Origin of the sequence: Streptomyces sp. H39-C1 (assembly GCF_027158125.1) — a bacterium.
Lineage (GTDB): Bacteria > Actinomycetota > Actinomycetes > Streptomycetales > Streptomycetaceae > Actinacidiphila > Actinacidiphila fildesensis.
Genome location: NZ_JAPVLS010000071.1, coordinates 21,744 through 37,148, shown reverse-complemented (window position 1 = coordinate 37,148; position 15,405 = coordinate 21,744). Strand labels below are relative to the sequence as shown.

14 protein-coding genes are annotated in these 15,405 nt (G+C 71.2%); 9 read left to right on the top strand and 5 right to left on the bottom strand.

Going from position 1 to position 15,405, the window contains the following annotated elements; genetic code table 11:
• The first annotated feature begins 27 nt into the window (after window positions 1-27).
• Entirely contained in the window at window positions 28-852 is an 825-nt protein-coding gene (locus tag O3W51_RS34985; RefSeq protein WP_138354266.1) for an aldo/keto reductase, read from the top strand.
• A 5-nt stretch (window positions 853-857) separates the two neighbouring features.
• On the opposite strand, the gene O3W51_RS34980 is transcribed toward O3W51_RS34985, so the two are convergent.
• The 5 genes from O3W51_RS34980 to O3W51_RS34960 are packed head-to-tail and all read right to left on the bottom strand — an operon-like array spanning window position 858 to window position 5,408.
• Window positions 858-1,856, bottom strand: a complete 999-nt coding sequence (locus O3W51_RS34980) for a Gfo/Idh/MocA family protein (RefSeq protein ID WP_269288313.1) — start codon at window positions 1,854-1,856, stop codon at window positions 858-860.
• Between the two features lie 40 nt (window positions 1,857-1,896).
• A complete protein-coding gene (locus tag O3W51_RS34975; protein ID WP_138354268.1) occupies window positions 1,897-3,186 on the bottom strand; it encodes an NDP-hexose 2,3-dehydratase family protein in 1,290 nt (429 codons plus the stop codon).
• Window positions 3,183-3,719 (bottom strand): hypothetical protein, encoded by a 537-nt coding sequence (locus tag O3W51_RS34970; protein ID WP_138354269.1) that lies wholly within the window; start codon window positions 3,717-3,719, stop codon window positions 3,183-3,185. The genes O3W51_RS34975 and O3W51_RS34970 overlap by 4 nt, the downstream gene beginning before the upstream one ends.
• Before the next feature lie 2 nt (window positions 3,720-3,721).
• Entirely contained in the window at window positions 3,722-5,125 is a 1,404-nt protein-coding gene (locus tag O3W51_RS34965) for a class I adenylate-forming enzyme family protein (protein ID WP_138354270.1), read from the bottom strand.
• 31 nt (window positions 5,126-5,156) lie between these two features.
• Window positions 5,157-5,408 carry an acyl carrier protein gene (locus O3W51_RS34960; protein WP_138354271.1) on the bottom strand — a complete coding sequence of 84 codons (252 nt, stop codon included), beginning with the start codon at window positions 5,406-5,408 and terminating at the stop codon, window positions 5,157-5,159.
• A gap of 302 nt (window positions 5,409-5,710) precedes the next feature.
• Between O3W51_RS34960 and O3W51_RS34955 the strand changes: the two genes are divergently transcribed.
• The 8 genes from O3W51_RS34955 (at window position 5,711) to O3W51_RS34920 (ending at window position 15,192) form a co-directional block, all read left to right on the top strand.
• Window positions 5,711-6,910: a nicotinate-nucleotide--dimethylbenzimidazole phosphoribosyltransferase gene (locus O3W51_RS34955; protein ID WP_138354272.1), complete on the top strand. Its 1,200-nt coding sequence runs from the start codon at window positions 5,711-5,713 to the stop codon at window positions 6,908-6,910.
• The gene (locus O3W51_RS34950) at window positions 6,907-7,542 is read left to right on the top strand and encodes an HAD family hydrolase (protein ID WP_138354273.1); all 636 of its coding nucleotides are present in this window, start codon (window positions 6,907-6,909) and stop codon (window positions 7,540-7,542) included. Before O3W51_RS34955 ends, O3W51_RS34950 begins: the two co-directional genes overlap by 4 nt.
• Window positions 7,539-9,239, top strand: coding sequence for a condensation domain-containing protein (locus O3W51_RS34945; protein ID WP_138354274.1), 1,701 nt, complete (start codon window positions 7,539-7,541; stop codon window positions 9,237-9,239). The genes O3W51_RS34950 and O3W51_RS34945 overlap by 4 nt, the downstream gene beginning before the upstream one ends.
• The gene (locus O3W51_RS34940; protein WP_269288311.1) at window positions 9,223-10,281 is read left to right on the top strand and encodes a glycosyltransferase family 2 protein; all 1,059 of its coding nucleotides are present in this window, start codon (window positions 9,223-9,225) and stop codon (window positions 10,279-10,281) included. The genes O3W51_RS34945 and O3W51_RS34940 overlap by 17 nt, the downstream gene beginning before the upstream one ends.
• A 184-nt stretch (window positions 10,282-10,465) precedes the next feature.
• On the top strand, window positions 10,466-11,680 hold the full coding sequence (locus tag O3W51_RS34935; RefSeq protein WP_138354276.1) for an ROK family transcriptional regulator: 1,215 nt from the start codon (window positions 10,466-10,468) through the stop codon (window positions 11,678-11,680).
• A gap of 138 nt (window positions 11,681-11,818) precedes the next feature.
• Window positions 11,819-12,901 carry a sugar ABC transporter substrate-binding protein gene (locus O3W51_RS34930; RefSeq protein WP_244809480.1) on the top strand — a complete coding sequence of 361 codons (1,083 nt, stop codon included), beginning with the start codon at window positions 11,819-11,821 and terminating at the stop codon, window positions 12,899-12,901.
• A gap of 213 nt (window positions 12,902-13,114) precedes the next feature.
• Window positions 13,115-13,903: an ATP-binding cassette domain-containing protein gene (locus O3W51_RS34925; RefSeq protein WP_138354277.1), complete on the top strand. Its 789-nt coding sequence runs from the start codon at window positions 13,115-13,117 to the stop codon at window positions 13,901-13,903.
• Entirely contained in the window at window positions 13,900-15,192 is a 1,293-nt protein-coding gene (locus O3W51_RS34920; RefSeq protein ID WP_138354278.1) for a sugar ABC transporter permease, read from the top strand. Before O3W51_RS34925 ends, O3W51_RS34920 begins: the two co-directional genes overlap by 4 nt.
• The last annotated feature ends 213 nt before the right edge of the window (window positions 15,193-15,405 follow it).

Sequence of the window (15,405 nt, the reverse complement as noted above, 5' to 3'; positions counted from 1 at the left end):
GGTAGCCGCGGTACGGACGGGGGCGGCGTGAGCGGTCTGCCGCGCGTCACCCTCAACACCGGCACCGCGATGCCACAGCTCGGTCTGGGCGTCGGTCATCTGACCGACGCCCAGACCGCTGTCGCGGTGTCGACGGCACTGGAGTGCGGCTACCGCGGTATCGACACCGCCGCGGTGTACGCCAACGAGCGCGGCACCGGCCGGGCGCTCGCCGCCTCGGGGCTGCCCCGCGCGGACCTCTTCGTCACCACCAAGCTGTGGAACGCCGACCAGGGCCACGACCGGACGCTGCGCGCCTTCGACGCCTCACTGACCGCGCTCGGCCTGGAGTACGTCGACCTCTACCTGATCCACTGGCCCCAGCCGGACCGCGAGCTGTACCCGGAGAGCTGGCGGGCGCTGGAACGGATCCACGCCGAAGGGCGCGCCCGCGCCATCGGTGTCTCCAACTTCTGTATCCCGCACCTCGAACGGCTGGTGGCCGGATCCGGCATCGTCCCGGCCGTCAACCAGATCGAACTGCACCCCTGGTACCAGCGGCCCGCCCTGCGGGCCCACCACCGCGCGCGGGGCATCGCCACCGAGGCGTACAGCCCCCTGGGCCAGGGCGACGTGCTCACGCTGCCGGTGCTCACCGCCATCGCGGGGCGGTACGGGGTGACCGCCGCCCAGGTCGTCCTGCGGTGGAATCTGCAGCTCGGCCACATCGCGATCCCCCGCTCGGCCGACCCGGCCAGGATCCGGCGGAACGCGGACCTGCTCGGCTTCGCCCTGGACGACGCGGACCTGGCGGCTATCGCCGGCCTGGACGCGGGGCGCCGCCTGGGTCCCGATCTGAACGGCGTCGGGTAACGGTTCTAGACCGTTGCGTGGTGTGCCCGGTCCCTGATCTGCTCCAGCAGCGCCGCCTGGCCCACCAGCGACTCCCCGTACGCGTCGAAGGGCGCGCCCGTCAGCACCCGGTGGGCGAACGCCCGGGCTCCGTTGGCGTACTGGTCGTCGGCCGGCAGGACCAGATCCTCCACCGAGTCCTGCCGCTCCCAGCGCACCGAGGGCAGCAGATCGGCGGGCGGGGTGAAGGCCCGGTCCACGCTGATCCGGCCCTCGGAGCCCCACAGGGCATAGGTGGTGCGGTAGGAGGAGTCGAAGCCGAAGGAGAGCTCCGCCGAGACGCCCGAGGGCGTGTGGAACAGGGCGCTGCCGCCCACGTCCACGCCCGTGCGCCCGTCGATCCGCAGGTGGGAGCCGGCCAGGGTGAGATCCGGGCCGAGGAAGTACGTCGCCGCGCGGACGGTGTAGGCGCCCACGTCCAGCAGGGCGCCGCCGCCGAGCTCAGGGCTGTTGCGGATGTCGCCGGCGGGGCGCGGCGGGACGCCGAAGGCGGCGCTGAAGACGCGCGGCGCACCGATCGCGCCGGCGTCGATCCGCTCGCGCACGGCCGGGTGCTGGGAGTGGTGGAGGAAGAGGAAGTTCTCCATCAGCCACAGACCGTGGTCCCGCGCCGCGGCCACCAGTTCCCCGGCCTCCTCGGCCCCCGTCGTCAGGGACTTCTCGGCCAGTACGTGCTTGCCGGCGTCCAGCGCCCGCACAGCCCACCGGTGGTGCAGGCCGGTCGGCAGGACCACGTACACGGCGTCGACGTCCTCCCGCTCCAGCAGCGCCTCGTACCCGGTGACGGGCTCGCCGCCGAACCGGTCCGCGAAGCGTGCCGCGTTCGCGGGGTCACGGCTGGCCAGTGCCGTGATCCGGAGCTCCGGGACGGTGGCGATCGCGGGCAGCATCTTGCGCCAGGCGAAGTCGGCGCAGCCCAGCACCCCGAGCCGCAGGACGCCGGAGGCCGGTTCGGGCTCGCTCATCGGGGTTCCCCTTCACACATTTACCGGTGCGCGTCGCCGGTCACAGGCTCCGCGCGCAGGCGAGCAGGGTGCGCGCCTCCACGTTCAGATAATGGCCGTGACCCACCAGTTCCATCAGCTGGGACACGGTCGTCCAGCAGAAGTCCTCCGGCACCCGGACCGGCACCTCGTCCCCGACCTCGATCAGCCGGTAGCGGGTCCTGGCGTGGTAAAAACGGCCGCCCTCCTCGGACAGCACCGTGTCGAAGCGCACCTGGTCCTTCGAGGCCCCGTTCACCACGTCGAGGAACGGCGGCGCTCCGCCCGGGCCGCCGGCCGTCGCGTCGGGGAGCTGCACGGTGGGCGCGATCTCGACCCGGTCCAGCAGCCCCGGCTCGTGCCCGGCGCGCGCGAGCAGATGCGGTACGCCGTCGATCCGGCGGACGAGGAACGCGGCGAGTCCCAGGCCGCGGGGGGCGAGCAGCGGCTGCGTCCAGCCGGGCACCTCCCGGTTCCCCGCCTGCACCCGTACCGCGATGACGTCGAAACGGTCCCCGTCCTCGTCCGCTATCCGCCGCGCGGACCGGGTCCAGCCCAGCACACCGGCCAGCGGCACCAGCCGCGCGGACCAGTCGCAGCGGGTCTTGGCCTCGGTGAACCAGCTGAGGACGTGGCTCATGGAGTGGTGCGCGGCCCCGGGAGAACCGGGGCCCGGTGGGAAGGGCAGTGAGGCGATCACCGAGCGGCTGTCCATGTTGACGAGGTCGTCGATCCGCAGCATCCGCCGCAGGTCGTCCCAGGCGATCCACTGGTGGTCCTCGTGCAGCGGAACGTCCTCGGTCACCCGCACCACCATGTTGCGGTTGCGCTTCTGCCAGAACCAGGTGCCCTGCTCGGACTGCAGGGTGTCCACCAGGACCTGCCCGCGGCCGGGGCCGCGGAAGTGGTCGAGGTAGCGGGTCGGCTGGCCGCCGTGCACCCGGGTGTAGTTGCTGCGGGTGGCCTGCACGGTGGGGGAGAGCTGCAGGGTGTTGATGTTGCCGGGTTCCATCTTCGCCTGCATCAGACAGTGCGGGACCCCGTCGAAGTCCTTCACGAGGATGCCGAGGACGCCGAACTCCGGCTGGTGGATCACCGGCTGGGTCCAGGTCCCGCGGCCGTCCCCGTCGGTCACCCGCAGCCCTTCCACCGAGAAGAACTTCCCGCTCCCGTGGACCAGGTTCCCGGTCGGCTCGTCGAAGGACCAGCCCTCCATCTCGTCGAACGGGATCCGGGTGACGTCGAACCAGCCCGCCCTGGCGCGCTTGGCCCACCACTCCTGGAACGGTTCGGGAACCCCCTCCCAGCTCATCGCCCGGGCACCGGGACGAAGTACGGGCTGAACGTCTCGTGCAGGTGGATGCGGCTGCCGTCGGAGCAGTTGATGATGTACTCCTTGAACGCGCAGGGCGTACCGGCCCCGCCCGGCGGCCAGCTCGCCAGCCCGTTGTCGAGGATGACGCGGTGCTGCATGGAGTTGCGGGCGCGCAGTTCACGGCCCAGCGGCGTGGAGTCCTGGGTGTCCGCGAGCCACGGCACGGCCGCCCCGTCGAAGACGACACGGTTGCTGCTGACGACCTCCCCGGCGGGGGTGAGCAGCGCGGAACTGCGGAGCACCGGCTTCGCGTGCGGCGACAGCCCCAGCTCGTCGCGGATCCGGCGGTCCAGGGAGCCGGCGTCCACCGGAAGCTGGGAGTCGACGCGGACGGTGAGCCGGCAGGCGATCAGGGACTCCAGCAGGATCGTGGTCGATCCCTCGCTCTCCAGCAGCATGCGGGTCTGCGGGGGCAGTTCCATGAACGTGCCGCGTGAGGTGCGGTGGATACCGGGAGCGGAGTTCTCCATGGCTAGCTCGGTTCCGGGCCCTTGAGCGGCTTGCCCATCGCCGACCGGGGGATCTCGTCCAGGAAGCTGACCCGCCGCGGCATCTGGTGCGGGGCCAGCCGGGACTGGCACCACGCGAGCAGCTCCGCGACGGTGAGGCCGGAGCTGGTGACGATGCGGGCGGCCGGCACCTGGCCGCGTACGTCGTCGGGGGCCGCGACGACCTGGACGTCGGTCACCGCCGGGTGCCGGGCCAGTACCCGTTCGATCTCCGCCGGGCTGACCTTCTTGCCCGCGACGTTGATGATGTTCTTCAGCCGGCCGTTGATCCGGATGCCGCCGTCCTCGATGCGGGCCAGATCGCCGGTGCGGTACCAGTCGCCGTCGAAGTCGAGCGGGAGCAGCCCGTCGGTGCCGGTGTAGCCGGCCGCCAACGCGTCGGTCCGCAGCTGCAGTTCACCGCCGCCGGACACGCCGTCGACCGGGACCAGCCGGGGGACGACGCCGGGGAACGGTGTGCCGACCTCGCCCGGCAACTGCTCCCCGGTGCTGAGCGCCGCGGAGAGCGCCCCGGTCTCCGAGGACCCGTACGCGTTGTAGAGGGCGAAGTCGTACCGCCCGGTGATGGCGCCGGCCGCCGCCGGGGGCAGCGGGGCGCCCGAGGAGACCGCCATCCGCAGCTCCCCGAAGTCCAGCGGTGCGGCGGTACCCGCCAGCAGCTGGAACTGGAACGGCAGCCCGACCAGCGTCCGCGCCCCGTGCTCGCGCACCGCGCGGGCCAGTTGGGACGGTATGGACCGCGAGGGGACGTGCCGGATCGGGGTGCCGTGCAGCAGGGGCGCGGCGATGCCGTAGGCGAAGCCGTAGCAGTGGAAGGCAAGGGTGCTGACGACGCCCGGCAGGCCCTGCTCGTATCCCATGAACGCCGCGATCCGGTGCGCGTCCGTGAGGACGGTGGCGGCCGGCCGGACGACGCCGGTGGGCGTTCCGGTGGATCCCGAGGTGAGGAAGATCTGGGAGCGGGCCGGGATGCCGGCCAGGCTGTGGGTGGCGGCCCGGGTGTGCGTCCACAGCTCGACGCCGCCGTCGGTGGTCCGTACGGCGGGCGGTTCCGACGGCTCCGGGAGCGTCGCGCTGTCCCGGACGACGAGCCCGCCGAAGTCGGTGGGCGCGCCGGGATCGCTGTGCAGGACGGTCAGTTGGGCCAGGTCCGCGGCGAGGGTGACGACCGCGCGGACAGCCGCGTCGGCGACGTCCACCACAACCGGCAGTCCCGTGGTGGGGTGCCGCCCGAGGTGCCCGGCGAAGATTTCCGCCGAGGTGATCAACTCACGGTAGGTCCATGCCCGCTTGCCGGAGATGAGGGCGACGTCGTCGCTCCGTCCCGCCCCGTCCCGAACTGCCGCGAAGAATCCGGCGTCCGCCACTGCTCCTCCTGGATATCCGGTCAAGAGCCGGTCAGCGGTGGGTGAGGACGAAGTCGGCCATCCTGCCGACCGACTGGAAGTTCTCCACGTCCAGGTCCTCGTCCGGGATGGTGATGTCGAACTCCGACTCCAGCCACACCAGCGTCTCCAGGATTCCCAGGGAGTCGAATCCGGCGAACTGCCGCAGATCGTCCGTCTCCTGGAGCGCGGCACCGCGCGCTTCCGGCAGGGTTTCCGCGAGGCGGCCGACGAGCGCCGCCACGACTGTCTCCCGAGAAATCATCGTCCCTCTCCCACGCCATGGCAGGATCGCCCCGTACTCAGCCGATGAGTTGTCTAGACCGGTTGAGGGCGCGAGCCTAACAGTGGGCCCAGTGGGGGCGAAAGGGCTTTCCTTGAAGAGCGCTTGGGCTTCCGGGGAGGAGCGCTTGGACTTTTGACGCGGTCCCCGAACGGTCTCCCGGACAGCTCCCGAGCGCCGGGGATCACTTCGTGACATCGGCAAAACCGCCGCGTACTGTGTGGCCCGGCTGCGGCCGGGGCCGGGGGAGCGGCCGTGGTGAACGCTTCGACGGGGGAGGGCTGGTGGAGGTTTCGAGGGCGGCGGACCGGAGCGGGCACGAGGCCGGCGGCGGTGCCGCCGAGCGTGCCGGAGTACGGCCGGAGGAACGGCTGGGCGTGCTGACCGACGCGGTCGGCGCGTTCGACCGGCGGACCGCGCGGCTGGCGCGACTGGTCGCCGCGACCGGATCCAGACCGGCCGGCAGTCTTGGCCGCCTCGACGAGATCGGCTGGCAGGTCGCGGGCATCCTGCGGACGCACCGCGTCCGGCCGCTGCCGGTCGTGGTCTCGGTACTGGCGGGCGACCACGGGGTGGCCGAGCACGGAGTCTCCGCGCACCGGCCGGAGGCCACCGCCCGGCTCTTCGCGGAGATCGTCGCGGGACAGGCACCCGTCTGCGCGCTCGCCGCCCGGGTGGGCGGCCGGGTGGAGGCCGCGGACCTGGGGCTGCGCACCGACACCGGGGACCACCGCTACAAGATCGGATACGGCACGGCGGACATCACCCGCGCCGACGCGATGACCTTCGGACAGGCGCTGGACGCGATCGAGGCCGGCGCCCGGTTCGCCCACGAGGTCTTCCCCGCCGGGAGCATGGCCGCCTGCGGTGAGATCGGCGTCGGCAACACGACGTCGGCCGCCGCGCTGGCCGCCCGGCTGCTCGGGGCCGACCCGCGGGACCTCGCGGGCAGGGGCTCCGGCGTCGGCGAGGAGACCGTCCGGCTCAAGACGCGGCTGGTGGAACAGGCGCTGGAGCGCACGTCCGGGCCCGACGTCGATCCGGTCCACGGCGGGGATCCGGTCCGGCAGCTCGCCGCGCTCGGCGGTTACGAGCTGTGCGGCAACGTCGGCGTGATCCTGGCCGCCGCCGCCCGCGGCTGCCTGGTGGTGCTCGACGGCTGTATGACGGCGGTGTCCGCGCTCATCGCCTGCCGGCTGTGCCCGCAGGTCCGCGAGTACCTGGTGGCCTCCCATGTCTCCACCGAACCCGCCCACCGGATGCTGCTGGACGAGATGGGGCTGAAGCCGGTGCTCGACCTGGAGATGCGGCTCGGCATGGGATCGGGCGCCGCGCTCGCGGCCGGCCCGGTCAACGCGCTGCTCGCGGTGACCGAACTGGCCGCCGCATCCGGCCCTCCACCTGCGGCTTCTCCTCCATCGAACGAGCAGTCCCGCAACGCGACGGCGCAGTCCCCCGACCCTTCAGGAAGCGAACGCATATGACGGTGCGGGGCGTCATCCTCGATCTCGACGGAACGCTGGTGGAGTCCCGGGGCGTGCATGTGCGCTGTCTGCGCGCGGCGTGCCAGGACCTCGGGCTGCCGCGGCCGAGCGCGGCCCTCATCGCGACCCGGTCGGCCGCGACCGATCGGGCGACGCTCGTCCGGCTGGTCGGTGAGCCGCTCGCCGAGCGGGCGATGGCGGCCTACAACGCGCACTTCCCGCTCGCGCTCGCGGAGGCACCCGCCCCGCCCCGGCCGGGCGCCGCCGAGGCGATCGAGGAGCTGGCCGCGCTGGGCCTCGCCCTCGGGGTGTGCACCGGCCGCTCCCGGGCCGCCGCGGCCCTGCTGCTCACCGCCGCGGGCCTCGACATCCCGCTGCTGGTCGCCCGCGAGGACGTCGACGAGCCCAAGCCGGCACCGGAGGGTCTGCACCGGGCCCGGGGACTGCTGGGACTCTCCGCGGCCGAGGTGGTCTTCGCCGGGGACACCGCGCACGACGTCCGGCAGGGGGAGGCGGCGGGCATCACCACCTATCTGGTGGGGGGCGCCCCGGGCGCCGCACTGGCGTCGCTCGCCGGACTGCCCGCCCTGCTGACCGCCTCTCTCCTGCCGGCCGCCGGGAGCGAGGGGTGACCGACACGTGGACGGCCCAGCTGGACCTCGCGGGACTGCGCTCCGCCCAGGCACCCCTGACGTGGGGACAACGGGTGATCTACGAGGCGGTGCGGAGCAGGACCGAGGCGCACGCCTACGACTACAACATCAAGTACTTCGTGGAGCTGGACGGCACCTTCACCACCGAGGACGTGCTGGCCGCCCTGCGGCAGGTGGTGGCCGCGTACGAGAGCCTGCGCACCGTCTACCTCCCGGGAACGGACGCTGAGCCGCCCCGGCAGTCGGTCCAGGGGGAGGGACGGCTGCCCGTCCGGATCGAACCCATGGCGGCCGGCGCCGATCCCGAGGCCGAGACCGTCCGGCTGCACACCCGGATGGCGGAGTCCGGCTTCGACCTCTCACACGAATGGGGGATCCGGGTCACGCTGCTGCTGGCGCCCGGGGGAGCGCCGTTCCGCGTCCTTCTCTATCTCTCCCATGTGGCGCTGGACGGCTGGGCGCTGCGGATCCTGGAACAGGATCTGCGGGACCGGCTGGCGGGCCGGCCCGCCGCCGATGCGGCCGGGCCGCGGCGCACCCAGCCGCTGGATCTGGCGGAGCAGGAGCAGTCCGAGCGGGGCCGGGCGATGAACCGCCGGTCGGGCGCGTATGTGCGCAAGGTCCTCGACGGCGCCCCGCAGTCGATGTTCGCGGGGGCGTCGGGCGATCCCGGGGCCGCGCACGGCGAGCTGCGCTCCGCCCCGATGGACGCCGCCGCCCGGACGATCGCCCTGCGCTGCCAGGTGAGCACGGCGACCGTGCACCTCGCGGCGTTCGCGGCGCTCCTCGCGCGCCGCAACGGCACCACCCGCTGCGCGCTGAAGACGATCTTCGCCAACCGGGTCGGCGCGGACCGGCAGGGCATGGTCGCCCCGCTCGCCTCCGATGTCGTGCTCTGCCCCGATGTCTCCGGGCCCGCGTTCGACGACGTCGTCCGCGCCACCCACAAGGACACGCTGCGCGGGTACGCCAGGGCCCAGTACGACCCGGCGGATCTCGACGGGCTGATCGCGGCGGCGGGCCAGGCCCGGGGGCAGCGGCTGGACCTGTCCGTCCTGCACAACGACACCACTCTGCTGTTCGGCGAGCCGGAACAGCGGACCCGGACACCGGAGGACACGGCGGAGGAGGGCGCGGACGACCGGTCCTTCTCCTGGGCGGCGCCGTTCGCCCTGCCCGCCCTGAAGCTCTACTACAACGTGAGCTCCGAGCCGGAGGGCCCGATCACCGTGCACCGACTGGTCGCGGACACCGCGTACCTGCCCCGGGACGACGTCCGCGGGCTGCTCCTGGACATGGAGACGCTGCTGACCGAGTCCGCCCGCCGCCCCGGGGTCCCGATGGCGGCGCCGGACGGCTTCCTCGTCCGGCCCCTTGCCAGGGGTGACGACTGGCTGCTGACCGACGCCTCCTGGGCCGATCTCGGTGCCATGCGCCGGGCCCTGCTCGGCCTGGAAGCCGTGGCCGACGCCGAACTGCTCGTCGACCGGGACGCCGCCGGGGCGCCCCGGGTGACGGTGCGGGTGGTCCCGCACGCAAGGGGCGACGGCGGCCGGCCCGTCACCGTCGCGGAGGTGCGGCGCGCGTACGAAGCGGCGCTCTCCGTCCTGCCCGATGTCGTTCTCCCGCACTACTACCTTGTCGAAAGGCCCCAGTTCCGTGTCGCGTCCCACTGACCGACCGACGGTCGGCGTCATCGTCCCCGCCATGAACTCCTCGGACTTCATCGACCAGGCCCTGGGGTCGGTGGCCATGCAGACCCGGCCCGTCGACCAGATCGTCGTCGTGGACGACTGCTCCGACGACGACACCGTGCGGCGCGTGGAGCGCTGGAGCGAGGTGCTGCCGCTGACACTGGTCCGCAACACCCGCCGCCTCGGTGTCTGGGGCGCCCGGGGGACCGGGATCGAGCGGCTCGGCACCGACCTGGTGTGCCAGCTCGACGGCGACGACGCCTTCCTTCCGCACCATGTCGAGGCGATGTGCGACGCCTACGAGGCCAGCCCGGGGCTGATCAGCCCCCGCCCGCTGACCTGGACCGGCACCGGGCCGTTCGTCCCCGGCACGTACACCAAGGGCCGGCTGCCGCTCCCCGGCGATCAGCTCGTCCAGCTGCTCGCGCAGAACTACGTCGTGGTCGGCGCGCTGTACAGCCGGGCGCTGTACGACAAGGTCGGCGGCTTCCGGAAGATCGCCTACGGCGAGGAGTGGGACCTGTGGCTGCGGCTGGTCGCCGCGGGCGCGGTCGTCAGCAAGCCGGCGGACCCTTCGTACGTCTACCGCGTCCGTGCCTCCAGCTACGCGGGCGGTTTCGCGCGGAACACGGCGGAGACCGAGGTGCTCGGCCGCTTCCTGGCCGAGACCCGGGACCCGCGGCTGCGCCGGGCGGTCAAGATCGCCCTGCTCCAGCGGACCGGCACGGACGGGCTGCCGGAGGCGCACGATCCGCTCGCGGCGCCCGGGGTGGACGCGGCGGTGCTCGCCCGGGCGGGCATCGGGCGCGATCACCTTGTGTACGTGCGGCGGGATCCGGATCTCGGCTGGGTACTCGCCGGCCGGGACGAATCGACGGGCGGTCCTGCGACGGCGGTGATCGCGGACGACGGCCGGCTCGTGCTGCGGATGACCGGTGGGGAGAACGACTACGAGGTCACCTTCGTCGAGGACGAGCTGCTGCGCCGCGACACGTCTTCCCTCCGTGACGTCCTGAGGCGCTGAGAGGGTACGGGCGACCTATGACGCATCGGGCTTTCCGTCGCAGAATGGTCTCAGCCCTTGACGGGACATCACCCTGAAGGCTCAGCTTAGGGTTCACATGTTGTAGACGACGGGGTCTCACTGGTGCGGCCTCGTCCGTTCGGGCGGCGGTTTGTACCGCCTGCCGAGGCAGGAGTGGATGGTCGTGGAGACTCCGGGATCGCAGTCATCGCTGCACCGGGCCAACCTAGAGCGTGTGGTCCGCGCCGTACGGCTGGCAGGCTCGCTCACCCAGGCGGAGATCGCCCGGAGTACCGGGCTGTCCGCCGCCACGGTCTCCAATATCGTCCGGGAGCTGCGGGACAACGGAACGGTGCAGGTCACGCCTACCTCCTCCGGAGGAAGACGGGCCCGCAGCGTTGCGCTGTCCGGCGATGTCGGCATCGTCGTGGGCGTCGACTTCGGACACTCCCACCTGCGGGTGGCGGTGGGGAACCTGGCGCACCAGGTGCTGGCCGAGCAGTCCGAGCCGATCGACGTGGACGCCTCCGCGTCCCAGGGCTTCGACCGGGCCGAGCAGCTGGTCGCCCAGCTGATCGAGTCGACCGGCATAGGCGTGGACAAGGTGCTCGGGGTCGGCCTCGGTGTCCCCGGCCCCATAGACGTGGAGTCCGGAGCCATCGGATCGACCGCGATCCTGCCCGGCTGGAGCGGCATCAACCCACGTCAGGAGCTGTCCGACCGACTCGGCATGCCCGTGAAGGTGGACAACGACGCCAACCTGGGCGCGCTGGGCGAACTGGTCTGGGGCGGCGGCCGCGGGGTACGGGACCTGGCCTACATCAAGGTCGCCAGCGGCGTCGGCGCGGGCCTGGTGATAGACGGCCGCATCTACCGCGGCCCGGGCGGCACGGCGGGCGAGATAGGGCACATCACGCTGGACGAGTCGGGCCCGGTGTGCCGCTGCGGCAACCGCGGCTGCCTGGAGACCTTCACCGCCGCGCGCTACACCCTGGAGCTGCTGCGCAGCAGCCACGGCGCCGATCTCACGGTGCCGCGGATGGTCCAGTACGCCCGGGAGGGCGATCCGGGCTGCCGCCGGGTGATCGCGGACGTGGGGCGGCACATCGGCATGGGCGTGGCCAGTCTCTGCAACCTCCTCAACCCCAGCAGGGTCGTCCTCGGGGGCGATCTCGCGGAGGCCGGCGAGCTGGTGCTGGCGCCGATCCGCGAGTCGGTGGCGCGCTACGCCATTCCGAGCGCGGCCCGGCAGCTGTCGATCGTCCCCGGCGGGCTCGGCGCACGCGCGGAAGTACTCGGAGCGCTCGCTCTGGTACTGAGCGAAATGGGTGATTCGACCCTTCTTGATGGAAATGCTCCGGCGGCGGTTCCGGCCCTTTCAGCGCAACGACCTGCATAACCCTGGGTTCACACAGCTAACGAAACGCGCCGTTGCCATCTCGTTAAGTGTTTACTTATTGACGGCATGGCAACGGCGGAGTTGACTCACGTGAACCTCGGCCGCAGCGTTGCGGCCTCGTCAGGGAGGCAACCCAAAATGAACGCAATGATGCGTCGTGCCGTAATTGGCTCGCTTGCGGTAACGATGGCCCTGTCCGTGGCCGCGTGCGGCAAGGCCGGAGACAACAAGTCCGACAGCAGCAAGGACAAGTCGATCGGCCTGCTCCTTCCGGAGAACGCGACGACGCGCTACGAGAAGTTCGACCGCCCGCTGATCGAAGCGAAGATCAAGTCGCTCTGCTCCGACTGCAAGATCGAGTACGCGAACGCCGCCGGCGACCCGGCCAAGCAGGCGCAGCAGGTCAGCAGCATGATCACCAAGGGCGTCAAGGTCCTGATCCTCGACCCGCAGGACGCGGTCGGCATCAAGGCCTCGGTCCAGGCGGCCGTGGACAAGGGCATCAAGGTCGTGGCGTACGACCGCTTCGCCCAGGGCCCCGTCTCCGCCTACGTCTCCTACGACAACGAGAAGGTCGGCGAGCTGCAGGGTCAGGCCCTCCTCGACGCCATGGGCGCCAAGGCCACCCCGACTGCCAACGTTGTCATGATCAACGGTGACGACGCCGACCCGAACGCCGCGCAGTTCAAGGCCGGTGCCCACAAGGCGCTCGACGGCAAGGTCAAGATCGCGTACGAGCAGAGCGGTCTGTGGAAGGACACCGTCGCCAACCAGAAGGTCACGGCGGCCATCACCCAGCTCGGCGCCAAGAACATCGCCGGTGTCTACTCCGCCAACGACGGCATGGCCGGCGGTATCGCCACCGCCCTCAAGGGCGCGGGCATCAACGTCCCGCTGACCGGTCAGGACGCCGAGCTCGCCGGTGTCCAGCGGATCCTCGCGGACCAGCAGACCAGCACCGTCTACAAGGCCTTCAAGCCCGAGGCCGACGCGACCGCCGAGATCGCGGTCAAGCTGCTCAACGGTGAGGACATCAAGTCCGTCGCGGACATCACGGCGACCAGCGGTTCCGGCACCACCGTGCCCGCGAAGCTGCTCCCCGCGGTGTCGGTGACCAAGGCCAACATCAAGGACACGGTCGTCAAGGACCAGCTCTACACCGTGGCCCAGATCTGCACCGCTGACTACGCCGCCGCCTGCAAGGCCGCCGGCATTCAGTAAAACCCCGGGGCTCACAAGGCCCCCGGTCCCGTAAAAGCCTGTCCGGCGCCCCGCCCCACCATCATCCCCGCTTCGGGGTGGGGCGCCGGACGGAAACGCTTACGGGTCACGGGACTTACCCCCACGTATTCACTTTGTAATCCTGTGCTTCTTGCACGTCCTTCCGCGCCTCTCCCAGGGCGCGGCATCCCCGCCGGTCAGGCGGCGAAGGAGATGATTCACGTGTCCGCTACGCCCGTGCTGGCGTTGCGCGGAGTCTCCAAGCGATTCGGTGCGGTGCAAGCCCTCACCGATGTCGAGCTGGAGGTCCATACCGGTCAGGTCGTCGCGCTAGTCGGTGACAACGGTGCCGGCAAGTCCACTCTGGTCAAGACGATCGCCGGTGTGCACCCGATCGACGAAGGCGTCATCGAGTGGGAGGGCACGCCGGTCAGCATCGACCGGCCGCACGACGCCCAGGGCCTCGGCATCGCCACCGTCTACCAGGACCTCGCGCTGTGCGACAACCTCGATGTCGTCGGCAATCTCTACCTGGGCCGCGAACTGCGCCGCGGGCTCGCGCTCGACGAGGTGACGATGGAGCAGCGCGCCCGCGAGCTGCTCGACACCCTGTCGATCCGCATCCCGAGCGTCCGCATCCCGATCGCGAGTCTGTCCGGTGGTCAGCGACAGGTCGTCGCCATCGCCCGCGCCCTGATCGGTGAGCCGAAGGTCGTCATCCTCGACGAGCCCACCGCCGCCCTCGGCGTGGAGCAGACCGCCCAGGTCCTCGACCTGGTCGAGCGGCTGCGCGAGCGTGGCCTCGCCGTCATCCTCATCAGCCACAACATGGCCGATGTGCGCGCCGTGGCGGACACGGTGTCCGTCCTGCGGCTCGGCAAGAACAACGGTGCCTTCCCGGTGAAGGACACCAGTCCCGAAGAGATCATCGCGGCGATCACCGGAGCCACGGAGAACGCCGTGACCCGTCGTCAGGCGCGCAACACGGAGGCGGCAAAGTGAGCGACCTGTCCAAGACGGTGAAGGACACGCCCCCGGCCGAAGACCCCACCGCGGCGGCGATCCCCGTCGTCGACCCGCGACTGCTGGTCCGCGAAGAGGGACTCAAGGGCTATCTGACCGAGTTCAAGCGCAAGGTGCGCGGTGGTGAGCTCGGCTCGCTGCCCGTCGTCGTCGGTCTGATCATCATCTGGTCCGTGTTCCAGTCCCAGGACAGCCTGTTCCTGAGCGCCGGCAACATGCTCAACATCAGCTACTTCATGTCCGCCACCGGCATGATCGCCATCGGCCTGGTCTTCGTGCTGCTGCTCGGTGAGATCGACCTGTCGGTCGCCTCCGTCAGTGGTCTGTCGGCCGCCGTCTTCGCCATCCTGGCGACGACACACGGTGTGAATCCCTGGCTGGCCGTCTTCCTGACCCTCCTGACCGGTATCGCCATCGGCGCGCTGCACGGTTACTTCTTCGCCAAGATCGGTGTGCCGGCCTTCGTGGTCACCCTCGCCGGCAACCTCGGCTGGAACGGCCTGATGCTGTGGCTGCTGGGCGACACCGGCAGCCTCTCGATCCAGGACAAGGGCCCGCTGCACCTGCTCGGGCAGCGCTCCTTCTTCATGAACCAGGACATCGCCGGCGCGTACCTGCTGGCGGGTCTCGGCACCGTCGCCCTGCTCGCCGGCTCGCTCATCGAGCAGCGCCGCCGCCGCCAGGCCGGGGTCCCGTACCGGCCGACCGGCGAGATCGCCGTACGTGTCGGTGCGCTGGCCGTGGTCTCCTTCGTCGCCGCGTACGTGCTGAACCAGGCGGCGGGTGTGCCCAACGCCCTGGTGATCTTCCTCGTGGCGCTCGTGCTCACCGACTTCGTCCTGCGGCGCACCTCGTACGGCCGCAAGATCTTCGCCGTCGGTGGCAGCATCGAGGCCGCCCGCCGTGCCGGTATCAACGTGGCCCTGATCCGTATCTCGGTGTTCGCCATCTCCGGCGGCTTCGCGGCGGCCGGCGGTCTGTTCCTCGCCGCGCAGACCTACACCGCGACGCTCGCCGCCGGTAGTGGCAACCTCCTGATGCTGGCCATCGCGGCCGCGGTCATCGGTGGCACCAGCCTCTTCGGCGGTCGCGGCAACACCTGGTCCGCCCTGCTCGGCATGCTCGTCATCCAGTCCATCCAGACCGGCCTCGACCTGCTGAACATGAACACCTCGCTGCAGTACATGATCACCGGCGCCGTTCTGCTCGCCGCCGTGGTCATCGACTCGGTGTCGCGCAAGACGCAGAAGGCCTCCGGCCGCGCGTAACGCTCCATCGCACACACCTCCGCATGTCGGTGGTGTGGCGGCACCGGCCCGGTGCGGGGATGATCATCCCTGCACCGGGCATTCGTGTTGCCGGGTGGTCCGCGGGTGCGCTGCGGGTGGGTCGCGGGTGACAAACGTCGCACGGGGCGCTCCACGGTGCCGCACGGGGAACATTAGACTCGACGGATCGACCAGTTCGACTGCATAGGAGGC